This window comes from Lysinibacillus sp. FSL M8-0216 (assembly GCF_038595555.1).
In the GTDB taxonomy this organism is placed as follows: Bacteria; Bacillota; Bacilli; order Bacillales_A; family Planococcaceae; genus Lysinibacillus; species Lysinibacillus fusiformis.
This window is the reverse complement of the sequence record NZ_CP152007.1, coordinates 888,268-900,330: the sequence shown is the minus strand read 5'-3', so window position 1 is coordinate 900,330 and position 12,063 is coordinate 888,268. Positions and strand designations below refer to the sequence as shown.

Below are 12,063 nucleotides of genomic sequence, written 5' to 3'. Positions count from 1 at the left end.
ACTCCTGCGGGAAAAGCGGAAAGCGTCCGCCCGTAGTGGAAATCAAATGCGTTACTTTATTTTATTGTAAAAGAAAAAAGACTGTAGGAAAACTCAAAAATCATTGAGTTTTCCTACAGTTGAAAGCCCTGCTTTCTTGCTTCAATACCTGAATGATATCTATTCACGCAAAAAAATTATTAAGTCTACATGACTTACTTTTTCCTCTTTTGCCCGATTAACAATGTGATTTGTGCCATCGTGAATGGTAATGAAGATTTTTTCCGATAGGCTACATATTTGGGTACCCAAAAATCTGCATATTTTAACTTGAAGTTTTTTAATCCTTTAAAATGATAAAAATGCTGTCCGTGTAGAAAGATTTGCGCAGCTATTTTTTCACTTAAAAAGGAATATCTAGACTGTCCGACATTGGATAAAGGCGACATCCCCATATTAAAGTCACGATAGCCCTCCGATTTTGCCCATTCAAATAATGATAGGAAAATGAAATCCATTGTTCCAGATGGTGATCCTGGCTTAAAACGCATCAGATCTACTGACACCCTTTCGCCTTGATCATACATAGGCATAATACTAGCAAAGCCGAACGTTCCTTGCGCGCCACGTAAAACAGCAATCTTGGAAGTGCTTAAATAGTGTTCATCAAAAAAACCAAGTGAAAAACCTTTCTCTGCCCTTCCCTGCAACCATTTTGTTGAAACCTCTTTCAATTCCTTCATGACTTCCTGAGAATAAGGAGGACTCATTATTTCTACTATATAATTTTCCCGTTCAAACTTATTTCTTATCGCTCGACTGCCCTTCATTTCTTTACCCGTGAACGTAAATTTCTCTAAATCTACAAAGGCTTCCTCGCCAAGCTTAAAGAAACTATATCCATACTCGTGTAATGCAGAGAAAATTTTATTGTTAATTTCATAAAAGACAGGTGTATAGCCATGACGATCAGCCAATTCCAAAAATTCCTGGATAGCAGATAAAAAATCAGATTCATTACCAACCGGATCTCCAAGAACGATAATCTTATCTGCATAAATTTGATAAGAGAATAAAACAGTTCCTTTTTCATTCCAATGTACAAATTTATCATGCAAAAAAATCAAATGTGAATACTCCGTTCCTCCATAGGACTTCAAATGATCTTTAATAGCTTCCTCCTGCTCTTTAGATAAAAGCTTTACCATTTTTTTAGGTGTCCGTATAAAATAACCTATATAAAAAATAACAATGGCGATCAGAATGCCGATGATCGCACTATTAAAGAGGTCCTGATAATCGGTTATCATATAGTCTTGTAGGGCACTAGGAAAATGAATTTTAGCCGAGGGTAAATTGACATAGCCAATTACCACATACATCGCTGTGATAACAGTTACTACAGCAAGGTCAATTATGACAATCCCCCACGTCAAAACATAACTTTCTCGATAAAACTGCTTTTTGGACACCATTAATAACACTGCGACAATGACTAAAAAAATCGCTTCCTCATAATCAAAACCCTTAAAAATTGAAAATAGCGCCGAACTACTTAGCACCACAATCGCGAGCTGGTATGCCCTTTTTACTTTGTATTTGATTCCCCTACATAATCCTAACAGTATAAAGCCAGCTGCCACGGTCAATTGATGGGATACATTCATAATGGGCGAGGATAAAAACTCCTGAGCAATTTTTAGACGACTTAGTACCCCAGGCAAAGCTGCAGATAGCAATAAAATAATGCCAGCTATAAACACCAATATGGTTAATAGCGTATGGCTGAGTTTCTGAAAAATAATAGTAGGTAAGTCATCCCAAGATTCATTCCAACGCATCCAATATTCTTTAATAAATAAGAGTACGGAAACTAAAAATGGTAGAACAAAATAGCCGACACGGTACAAAATTAATAGAAACAGCACCTTTTCATCAGCAATTCCTATACTTTGTGTTCCCCATAAAAAAACGAGATCAAAGGAGCCAACTCCGCCAGGTATCATACTGACTATTCCTGCACTAGAAGCAATTAAAAATATGGGAATTAATGCTGATAAACCAATTGGAATCTTCACGATAAGTGTTAAAGCCCAGATCACGAAAAATACAGCTAGCCACTCTGCTACTGAAGTGATCATTAATTGAAGAGATAGTTTTGGTTTTAAAGAACTTTCCTTTTTATAGCGAATCAGATACGTCGCCCAAAAAGCTAGTACATATAGGCTGACCAGTATAACAGCAATCGATAACCATCGCTCTTCTTTGAGCAACGGAAAATCCCAAAAGAATATATACATAACCCACGTTAACAAAGAAATTCCAGTTAAATAAAACAGTGTTACCGAAGCAATACTTTTTATCATGCCTTCTTTATCTTCTTTATATTTTGAATAAAAGTAATCACGTAAGAATATACCTACTAACCCGCCAAAGCCAATAAGATTTGAAAAAGTATTGACAATAAATGAATGATTAAGCAAATTACGTTTATTGATTTTAATACCTAATATATTTACTAAAATAACATCGTAAAATATCATTGGCGTAATCGCGACAAAGGTGATCAGAAAAATTAATAAAAGCTCCCATAGCTGCAGCTCATTCACTTCTTTTTGTAGTAAATGAACATCTATCCCACTCACTGTTTGTTGAATTTCATAAATAGCAATCGCCAAAAGTATTACTGGGAATAATATTTTCAAAAATTTCAACAGTGCCTCTTTTCGAACGTTAAACATATGCCTAACCTACTTCCCATAAGCTAACTTAAAAATTTTCTTTTACCTAAACCATTTTACTTTTTAAGGTAACGGACCATTTCCATATTGTAACGTATTCTTTGCTATATGTATTGTCAAAGTAAGGTACTACTATTCATACTAGTAAATAAACTATTGCTCAATGTTACGCTCCTAAATTGCCAACAACAAAAAAGGCCATTTTCATCCCTCTATATATTAGAGAAATAAAAATGACTATATGGGCTCTATTTTTTAGAGTCACATACATGTAAAGGGGATTACTTTTCCACCTATAAATCTAGAAAACTAATGATTAAATATAATAACGATGAATAGGACGTCCTACACTTCCATATTGGATATCTACTTTTAATAGATTTTGCTTTTCTAAAAAATCAAGATAGCGTCTAGCTGTAACACGTGCTGTACCTATATAAGTAGATACCTCCTCGGCAGATACTGCCCCTCCACTTGTTTGAATATAGGCAAGTACCTTATCTAAAGTAGCTCGATTAAACCCTTTTGGTAGCTCCGCTATAATCATTGCTTCCGCTCCTGTCGTTGTAACGACAACTTGCTCCGGAAGACGTTGCTGCATAAGATGGTCTACATCATGTTGGGTTAAATCCTGCATACCGCTTATTTTTTTCCTGTAGCTTTGATAATTTTTTAAAGTTTGCTCAATCCGCTCAAATGTAAAAGGCTTCATAATATAATCATATACACCTAAGTGTAAAATACGTTGCACAGTGGGCATATCATTCGCGGCAGTTACCGCGATCACATCGACAGGAAGATGCTCCTCTCTGATTTTCCCTAACGTAATAATGCCATCTTGCTCTGGCATAAAAATGTCCATAAAGACAAGCTCAGGGGTTAATTGTTTAATTTTTTGAATTCCCTCAATACCATTACTAGCATAGCCAACTAATGAAAAACCTTGGATTTGCTCAATAAATTGCCTGTTCACTTCACGTACCATTGGATCATCTTCAATTAATAAGACATTTATTACATCCATCTATACTTCTCCTAACTCAAATAAAATTAAGAAACTTGTTCCTTTCATAAATTCACTCACTACTTCAATATCTCCATTGCCTTTTCTTACAATTTCATAGACTAAATGCAAGCCAATGCCCCGATTTTCATTAGCCTTTGACGAAAATCCATTTTCAAACATACGATCCTGTACCTCTTTGGACATGCCAATTCCATTATCGGAAACTGCTATCGCTAAGACGCCATCATGCTCATCTACAGAGATGGCTACATACTTATCTTCCTTCGAAAGGACATTTAAAGCCTCAAAAGCATTTTCGATTAAATTGCCCAGTAACACAACAAAATCATGGTGATCTAATAGAGGAGGAAAGCGTTTAAAATGGCTTTTTCGATCAATCTCAACCTCGATACCAAGCTCTTTTCCATAGCTTACTTTACTTAATAGCAAACCTGAAATATTTTCATTATGAAAGCGTTCGTTTAAAAATTTCGTCAAGGATGCTTCAATTTCAGTAGTGACTGTAACATATTCAAGCGCTTGCTTTGTATGTCCCAATTGTAATAGCCCAGCAATTGTATGAATCTTATTTTTATGCTCATGGGTTTGCACACGTAATGCTTGAACAAAGGCCTTTACACCTGTTACTTCCTCCGCAAGCTTTTTCACAGTTGTTAAATCCTTAAACATAGCAACTGCACCGACTAACTCGCCATTCACAATAATGGGTACACGATTACTTAAGATACTATGATGATTAATGTACAGCTCTTGATTATAAACAGGTGTTGCTGTTTCAACAATTTCAGGCAAACGGGTATCGGGCAAAACATCATAAATTTTTTGTCCAATACAGTCCTCTATTTTCCTAGTAACGCCTAAAATAACAGCCGCTTTCTCATTAAAAATCGTTATATTCATTTCCTTATCAACGGCTATTATTCCTTCATGCATAGCATTAAACGTTTCTGTTCTTTCCACATACATTTTTGCAATTTCATGAGGTTCAAGTCCAAACATTTGTTTTTTTATATGCCTTCCAAGTGTATATGCACCAAAAATACTGAAAATCAGCGAGATAACAATGGTAATCATAATTTCTCGCTCATAGCTTTGTAGCATTTCTAGCAAAGTTGGTAATGAATAGCCTACTACTACAATCCCCACTTGTTCCCTTTTGTCATTTATAATGGGCACAAAAGCGCGTATCATAACACCCGATTCTCCACGTGCCTTTGATACATAATAATGCTCACTAAATGCTGCATTTAAATCCTGCGACTCACTACGCTCTCCTAATTCCTTACTTACTGGATGTGATAATTTAATACGTTCCATATTCATCACAACAATATACTCTGCTTTATTAATCACCCTAATGCCATCTACTATTTTATTAATATTTTTCGCGGATTCTTTTATATTGTCATTGTTCAAATGAACACTTAACTCTGGTACATTCGATACGGTTCGTGCTACAAGCATTGCTCGCTGACCATAATCTTTTTCCTGTTCAGATAATAGGTTACCGAGTACAAAAATACCACCTAGTAAAAAAGAGAGTGCAATGATTAAAAATGTCACTAACAGTATTTTGCCGTTCACAGGCATTTTCATCATTCAATAGTTCCTTCCTTTCAAATTCGCATTCTCATTAGTAGTGACACACTTTTTATGATATGGTTTTAAGATTATCTGCAAAAAATTCTTTTGACAACACTTTAGTCTATATAAGTAGCAGAAAATATTGAATTTAATGAACAATATTATTATTTGATTATTTATAATGAACTTTATTATTACTTTATGCTTTTGTATTATAACAATAATATATTAACTATAGCGTACCATAACAGAGATAGTTATTGATTTTACTATATTTATATGTGGATATAAGGAAATGTACTTAATGAACGTTATGTTTCTTATTTTCTAAATCTCTTTTTTTATGAAGTATTCGCTATGATGATTCTAGTGAAAGCGATATCAAAGAGAAAATTTAGAAAAGAGGTAGCAAAAAATGAAGTTACTGAAAAATTTGACTGTTCAGGTTATAGTAGCTATCATCCTTGGGATTATTGTCGGAGCCATTTTCCCCGAGTTTGGTGCTAGTTTAAAAATCTTAGCAGATCTATTCATTAAATTAATTAAAATGTTAATTGCTCCAATTATCTTCCTAACAGTCGTTATTGGAATTGGCAGTATGGGAGATATGAAAAAGGTCGGGAAAATCGGAGGTAAAGCATTACTTTACTTCGAAATCGTTTCTACAATTGCCTTAGCAATCGGCATTGCTGTTGCTTTAATTGTAAGTCCTGGTACAGGTTTAGATACATCAGGTGCATCTGATGCTGATATTTCGAAATATACAACTGCTGCAGCTGAATCTGAGCAGGGCTTAGGTGCATTTATCTCTAGTATTATTCCCGAAAATGTAGTTGGCGCATTAGCAACTGGTCAACTATTGCCTGTTCTATTTTCTGCTATTTTATTTGGCTTAGCAGCTGCCTCAATCGGTGCACCTGCAAAACCAGTCATCACATTCTTTGAGCAAGTAGCAGAAATTTTCTTCAAGATTGTCAGTATGGTTATGAAAATATCACCAATCGGAGCTTTTGGTGCAATGGCCTATACAATTGGGAATTTTGGATTAAAATCTTTAGGTAATCTAGGTCTATTAATGGCTGCCGTATATATTACAATGTTTTTATTTGTTGTCTTTATTTTAGGCGGCATTGCAAAGTTCTTTGGATTTAATATCTTTAAATTTATTGCTTACATTAAAGATGAGATTTTCTTAGTAATTGGGACTTCCTCTTCTGAATCTGCTCTACCATCTATGATGCGAAAGCTTGAGAATTATGGCTGCTCGAAGCAGGTTGTAGGTTTAGTCGTTCCTACTGGGTACTCCTTCAATCTAGATGGGACTTCCATTTATCTATCAATGGCTGCCTTATTTATTGCACAAGCATATGGGATGGACCTAACTTGGATTCAAATCATTACACTACTTGGAATTTTAATGATTACTTCTAAAGGTGCAGCGGGTGTAACTGGGTCAGGATTTATTACATTAGCAGCAACTTTAGCTGCCTTCCCAATGATACCAGTGGAGGGAATAGCACTTTTAATTGGTGTCGATCGTTTTATGTCTGAGGCTCGTGCTGTTACAAATTTAATTGGTAATGGCGTAGCATGTGTTGTAGTATCAAAATCCGAAAAAGAATTTGATGTAACAATGGAAGAACGTGCCCTTCAAGGGAAGGCCACTATAGTATCCTAAGAAAAAGGGCAGTGAAACAGTCATGGCTGTTTCACTGCCCTTCTTATGTTTTTTATCCAAGGGTAGACTATGAATAACACTTATGTTTAAACTCTAGTAAAATGGTGAAAGTGTATAGTAAGAGGTGATCATAAATGACTAATAAAAAACAATCAAAAACTCGCTATACAAACAATCCCGATGTGTTGGATACAGGGAAGGAAAGTATTTTTGATAAACATGAGGATATGAAAACTGTTGATCCTATACCTGTCGAAGAACTAAATGAAAAAGTCAAAGATGAACAGCATAAAACGAAAACAAAGGACTCCTCTGCAACCGATAAGCGCTATCCGTAAAGAGAAATTTTGCCTAGAAGATGTGTCCACAGATGATAAATATCCCCTCATCTGCCTGTTAGAAAAAGTTGACCCCATTCATTCTGAGGTCAGCTTTTTTGTATACTCTAATGTTAAGGGAGGAAAACATATGCAATATACTATACCCATTTTGAAAACGGAAAGGCTACTTTTAAGACCTATTACCCAGCAGGATGTAGAGGCTATGTTCGTTTATACTTCTCGAGAAAACGTAGCCCGTTATGTTACATGGCATGCCCATACAAGTATAGAGGACACTAAAGCTTTTATGATGCTCATATTAAGTGGGTACGAACAAGAAAATCATTTACTTTGGGGTATTGAATATTCTGGGACTCTAATCGGAACCATCGACTTTGTAACGATTAATCACACACATAAATTGGGGGAAATCGGTTATGTTCTTTCGGAAGATTATTGGAATAAAGGATTAACAACGGAGGCCACAAAAAAGCTGATTGACTTTGGATTTAAAGAATTGAAAATCGTACGTATTCAAGCGAGATGCTTGGAAGAAAACATTGGTTCTCAAAAAGTGATGGAGAAATCCGGAATGCAGTTTGAAGGGCTGCTACGCAAAAGTATGTTCATTAAAGGACAATATAAAAATGTCAAAATGTACGCTATAACTGATGATGATGTAAGGAATCCATCATAAATAAAGCCTTGCCAAATTAGCAAGGCTTTGTACTTATAACCATTGTTCGATACAGTATATCTTTTTAGCTGTAGCATCTAGCCTCACTCGTTTACCGATTGCTATCGGATGCATAGGCTGTGTGTGACAAATATCCACTTCCGCCAAAATAGGTATGTTTATACCGTCCAATTGTTCTAGTAAAATATCAGATGGTTGGCGTCCGGTTCCTAGATCATCGTAACATTCATGCTTACCCAAAATAATTCCACTTATTTTGTCAAAAATTCCGTGCAATTTGAGCATCGCAAAATTCTTTTCCACGATCGCTACATTTTTCATACAATCTTCCATTAATAAAATGTCACCTTCAGCAATGACAGGGAAATAAGGTGTCCCAATAAAACCATACATGGCATTTACATTCCCCCCCATTAGTCTTCCCTCTACAACTCCCTCTCGAACGGTTTTCCATTCATTCTTGATTACCTTTTTCTCTACTGTTTTCTCTAGCCAATTGACTGGCTCATCTGACCAATAAGGAGGCTTCTGTATTTCATAAGGGAGTGTTTGAGGCTGCAAGAAATACTCCTCAAAAAATTTGTATGTATCGTTGACTAATGGTTCAAACTCACCAAAGGATGGCACGAGCGCTGGACCATAAAATGTTGAAATACCAGTCTTCGCATAAAGTGCCAGTAGAATGGCTGTTGCATCAGAGTAACCTATAATCATTTTTGGGTTTCGTTGGAAAGCCTCATAATCAATATAAGGAAGCATACTATTGGAATTGGTACCTCCAATCGTAGACATAATAATATCCACACTAGGATTGCGGAGTAATTCATTTAATTCCTCTGCTCGTTTTTTTGGTGAGCCTGAGCGATAATAATCAGATTTGCCAGTAAGAGAACCTTCTACAATATGAAAATTTTTCTCTTCTAGAAATGCTTTTGCACGCTCAAAACGTTTCGACGCAGAAACCGTCGCTGGAGAGGAAGGTGAAAAAATACCGATAGTCGTCATCTTTTACTCCATTTCTTAGATAAGTTTTGACATGTAATATTCATTGATATATTGTCCATCCACATACAAGGAATCCCGTTTCGTTCCCTCTATCTCAAAGCCCATTTTCTTATATAAAGCAACTCCAGCCTCATTATTTTCCATAACCGTTAACTCGAGACGATGGATACCATTCTCTTTAGCCCATTGTTCTACATGATTAAATAAGGCTGATCCAATTTTTCTGCCCCTATAATGACTATGGATGCCAATGACAAGATAAGCACGATGAGCAATTCTTGTTGCTTCATTCCCTTGTGCAATTAAATAAGCCACCACCTTGTCATCTATTTCTGCTACGAATAATGCTGAATGACGGCTATGATAAAGCTTTTCTAAATAATTTGCAAATGTCTCGGGCTCCATTTTTCGCTCGCCAGGACCAAATAACATCAGATTGGATGCCTCCGCATTTGTCATAACTGCTATAATTTGAATACTATCATTTCTTGTTGCTTCTCGTATTCGCATGTAAAGTACCTCACTTCCTATTTGTTGTCTTTATCCATTAGAAAAGATTATCTAAAACCCCCAATCTCTGCTTTTAAAGCTTTAGCATGTTTGACCTGACCATAATCTTCTTCCCTTTTAATAGCATTGGATTTTAGCAACTAGTTTTTCATTGTTAAAATGAAGCGTCTCTGCATCATTCAGCGTATATGCCTGCAATGTTGCATTATTTTTTTGCCAGCTATTAAATAGCCTGCTTCGTTCAGGATCATCATAATGTGGACAAAAAGTTCCTGATAATATCCCTAGTCCGTTGTATTCCTCATAATGATTGTGTTGATTTTCACTAAAGCATTTGTCAAACCAACACATTGCCCCAGCACTCATGCCAGCTAAAATAACGCCGCTTTTATAAGCTTCCTTCAATAGCTCCCCGAATTGATAGGCATGCCATTTATCTAAAAGATGCTTGGTATTTCCTCCGCCTACATAAATAATATCCTGTGCCAATATTTTTTCTCGAATTTGTATGTCATTCATGTCCTCTTGCAAAATATGAGTAGCATCACAATGTGTAAAAGCTGAATAAAATTTATCGATATACCCCTGTGCATCATTACTTGCTGTTGGAATAAAACAAATTTTGATGCGTTCAGCTGTCTTAATTAGACTCAAAATATAATGGTCAACAAATGAAGGGATTTGCTGAGAGAATCCTCCGCCTGATATGGCAACAATTTGTCTAGTGACAGCACTCGTTTTTTTTAATTTATAGACCGCTTGCTCTCGACCAAATCTTTCAAGTACCTGTACTTTTTTCATCCCTAGCTTTTCGAGTAGTCGACAAGATGCACGATTAGCAGTTTGTGTCTCTGCCACGATAGAGGAGATATTTAAATACGTCAAACCTTCCTCAATCACTTGCGTTAGAACTTCAAATGCTAACCCCCGCCCCCAATACTCGGGTAAAAATTGATAGGAAAGTTCATACATCTCATGCTCATGATACTCATCGATGGATACAAGGCCTATAAATTCCCCTGTTTTCTTTAATGAGATATAAAAATATGTATTAGGAAATGGTGCCTCTAGCATGCCTCTAAAGGAAGCTTCGATATAGTTTTTTTGTGGAATTCCTCCAAGATACTCTCTGACGCTTTCATTTGTGTAGAGCCCTTGAATATCCATGAAATGTTTTGATTGTATACGTTCGATCACACATCGATTAGACATAAACCTCATGTATTTTACCCCCTTCTTTATGTCACAGTTTAATCGAACTGCCATACTGAAATCAAACATTTTTTCCAAATATTACTTTTCTATAAACTAAAAAATAGTGACCAGCCATACGTGCTGTGTCACTACCTTCATTAATGTTGATATTGCTCAAGTAAACGTTGAGTATTGGTTGATTGTTCTAAAACTTTTTTCTCTTGAGCCCAATAAATCATATATTGATCGTCACCGATTGGAAAAACCATTTGTTGCAATTCTTCGCTTAGCTCAGAGCTAATCGCTACCTTTAAAATGTCCACTTCATAAAGCGGTTTGTCCTTTATTTTATAAACAATATGATAGGCGGGCTCTTCTTCAAAAATTGCTCGTTCTTTTTTAGAAAGCTTCTTTACATGACTTAAAGGGTATTTTTCAATAAAGTTCTTCGCCTCGCCGTCAGACCCTCGAAATACCGTTTGTTCCCCTTGGAATAATTCGATTGAATCAATTTTTGTAGCTTCATTTAAAATAAGAGAAATCGCTTCCTGCTCATTTTTTTCACGAGATTGCATAACAAAAATTCCGATCAGTAAAATAGCCGCAAATATAATTAGTCTCCATCTTCGTTTTGTCATTGCCAATTACCCATTCAATGCCTTTTTTACAAAACGATTTATATCAACATCAGCACCAATTACAAGCATAATATCTCCCAATAAAATCTTATCACTTGCTTGAGGTGATACGATAATATCAGCACCACGCTTAATCCCTACGATGTTAATCCCATATTTAGCTCGAATATCTAAATCCATAATCGAATATCCGGCAATAGCATCATTCGCCTTTAATTCCATAATAGAGTGTTCATCTGAAAGCTCTAAATAATCTAGTACTGTATTCGATAGCATATTATTGGCAATACGAATACCCATATCTCTTTCAGGATGGACTACAAAGTCGGCACCAATTTTCCGCAATACCTTCTCATGGTAATCATTTTGAGCCTTTACTGTAATTTGCTCAACACCAATTTCTTTTAAAATAATGGTTGTTAAAATACTTGCTTGAATATCTTCACCAATTGCTACAATCACATGTTCAAAATTACGAATACCTAATGAATTTAGAACCGATTCATCTGTTGAATCTGCAATGACGGCTTGTGTAGCAATAGAAGCAAATTCGTCTACACGCTCTGAAGAATGGTCGATTGCCATCACTTGAGCACCCTGACTCATTAATTCACGAACTATACTCCCCCCAAAACGTCCAAGCCCAATGACCGCAAACTCTTTTTTCATCATAAAAAATCCCTCCGAAAA

Annotated in this window: 11 protein-coding genes; 3 read left to right on the top strand and 8 right to left on the bottom strand. The window is 35.9% G+C overall.

All coding sequences use genetic code 11. From position 1 onward, the window contains the following. Window positions 1-194: 194 nt before the first annotated feature. From mprF to MKX57_RS04115, 3 genes are all read right to left on the bottom strand, one after another. Window positions 195-2,720 (bottom strand): bifunctional lysylphosphatidylglycerol flippase/synthetase MprF, encoded by a 2,526-nt coding sequence (gene mprF / locus MKX57_RS04125; RefSeq protein WP_342532123.1) that lies wholly within the window; start codon window positions 2,718-2,720, stop codon window positions 195-197. 316 nt (window positions 2,721-3,036) lie between these two features. Further along, window positions 3,037-3,744 carry a response regulator gene (locus MKX57_RS04120; RefSeq protein ID WP_008174055.1) on the bottom strand — a complete coding sequence of 236 codons (708 nt, stop codon included), beginning with the start codon at window positions 3,742-3,744 and terminating at the stop codon, window positions 3,037-3,039. Further along, window positions 3,745-5,346 carry a sensor histidine kinase gene (locus MKX57_RS04115; RefSeq protein ID WP_089985231.1) on the bottom strand — a complete coding sequence of 534 codons (1,602 nt, stop codon included), beginning with the start codon at window positions 5,344-5,346 and terminating at the stop codon, window positions 3,745-3,747. It abuts the gene before it with no gap. A 400-nt stretch (window positions 5,347-5,746) separates the two neighbouring features. Between MKX57_RS04115 and MKX57_RS04110 the strand changes: the two genes are divergently transcribed. The 3 genes from MKX57_RS04110 to MKX57_RS04100 all read left to right on the top strand — a co-directional run bounded on the left by MKX57_RS04110 (window position 5,747) and on the right by MKX57_RS04100 (window position 8,026). Then, a complete protein-coding gene (locus MKX57_RS04110; protein WP_036123616.1) occupies window positions 5,747-7,009 on the top strand; it encodes a dicarboxylate/amino acid:cation symporter in 1,263 nt (420 codons plus the stop codon). A gap of 134 nt (window positions 7,010-7,143) precedes the next feature. Continuing rightward, window positions 7,144-7,347, top strand: coding sequence for a hypothetical protein (locus tag MKX57_RS04105; protein ID WP_012293071.1), 204 nt, complete (start codon window positions 7,144-7,146; stop codon window positions 7,345-7,347). A gap of 130 nt (window positions 7,348-7,477) precedes the next feature. Continuing rightward, entirely contained in the window at window positions 7,478-8,026 is a 549-nt protein-coding gene (locus tag MKX57_RS04100) for a GNAT family protein (RefSeq protein ID WP_342532119.1), read from the top strand. Window positions 8,027-8,059: 33 nt separating this feature from the next. Here MKX57_RS04100 and MKX57_RS04095 read toward each other — a convergent pair whose 3' ends face one another. The 5 genes from MKX57_RS04095 to MKX57_RS04075 form a co-directional block, all read right to left on the bottom strand. Further along, the gene (locus MKX57_RS04095) at window positions 8,060-9,031 is read right to left on the bottom strand and encodes a S66 peptidase family protein (RefSeq protein WP_342550814.1); all 972 of its coding nucleotides are present in this window, start codon (window positions 9,029-9,031) and stop codon (window positions 8,060-8,062) included. 15 nt (window positions 9,032-9,046) lie between these two features. After that, window positions 9,047-9,541: a GNAT family N-acetyltransferase gene (locus MKX57_RS04090; protein WP_107921540.1), complete on the bottom strand. Its 495-nt coding sequence runs from the start codon at window positions 9,539-9,541 to the stop codon at window positions 9,047-9,049. 117 nt (window positions 9,542-9,658) lie between these two features. After that, on the bottom strand, window positions 9,659-10,762 hold the full coding sequence (locus MKX57_RS04085; protein WP_107921541.1) for a GNAT family N-acetyltransferase: 1,104 nt from the start codon (window positions 10,760-10,762) through the stop codon (window positions 9,659-9,661). A 131-nt stretch (window positions 10,763-10,893) separates the two neighbouring features. Beyond that, entirely contained in the window at window positions 10,894-11,373 is a 480-nt protein-coding gene (locus MKX57_RS04080) for a hypothetical protein (protein ID WP_043989686.1), read from the bottom strand. Window positions 11,374-11,379: 6 nt separating this feature from the next. Next, the gene (locus MKX57_RS04075; protein ID WP_004224679.1) at window positions 11,380-12,042 is read right to left on the bottom strand and encodes a TrkA family potassium uptake protein; all 663 of its coding nucleotides are present in this window, start codon (window positions 12,040-12,042) and stop codon (window positions 11,380-11,382) included. Window positions 12,043-12,063: the final 21 nt, after the last annotated feature.

What these genes read in the sequence shown, in the direction of transcription:
- MKX57_RS04095 (WP_342550814.1), bottom strand. Translation starts at nt 9,031, where the DNA reads ATGACGACTATCGGTATTTTTTCACCTTCCTCTCCAGCGACGGTTTCT.
- MKX57_RS04110 (WP_036123616.1), top strand. Translation starts at nt 5,747, where the DNA reads ATGAAGTTACTGAAAAATTTGACTGTTCAGGTTATAGTAGCTATCATC.
- MKX57_RS04085 (WP_107921541.1), bottom strand. Translation starts at nt 10,762, where the DNA reads ATGAGGTTTATGTCTAATCGATGTGTGATCGAACGTATACAATCAAAA.
- MKX57_RS04115 (WP_089985231.1), bottom strand. Translation starts at nt 5,346, where the DNA reads ATGATGAAAATGCCTGTGAACGGCAAAATACTGTTAGTGACATTTTTA.
- MKX57_RS04105 (WP_012293071.1), top strand. Translation starts at nt 7,144, where the DNA reads ATGACTAATAAAAAACAATCAAAAACTCGCTATACAAACAATCCCGAT.
- MKX57_RS04120 (WP_008174055.1), bottom strand. Translation starts at nt 3,744, where the DNA reads ATGGATGTAATAAATGTCTTATTAATTGAAGATGATCCAATGGTACGT.
- mprF (WP_342532123.1), bottom strand. Translation starts at nt 2,720, where the DNA reads ATGTTTAACGTTCGAAAAGAGGCACTGTTGAAATTTTTGAAAATATTA.
- MKX57_RS04100 (WP_342532119.1), top strand. Translation starts at nt 7,478, where the DNA reads ATGCAATATACTATACCCATTTTGAAAACGGAAAGGCTACTTTTAAGA.
- MKX57_RS04090 (WP_107921540.1), bottom strand. Translation starts at nt 9,541, where the DNA reads ATGCGAATACGAGAAGCAACAAGAAATGATAGTATTCAAATTATAGCA.
- MKX57_RS04075 (WP_004224679.1), bottom strand. Translation starts at nt 12,042, where the DNA reads ATGAAAAAAGAGTTTGCGGTCATTGGGCTTGGACGTTTTGGGGGGAGT.
- MKX57_RS04080 (WP_043989686.1), bottom strand. Translation starts at nt 11,373, where the DNA reads ATGACAAAACGAAGATGGAGACTAATTATATTTGCGGCTATTTTACTG.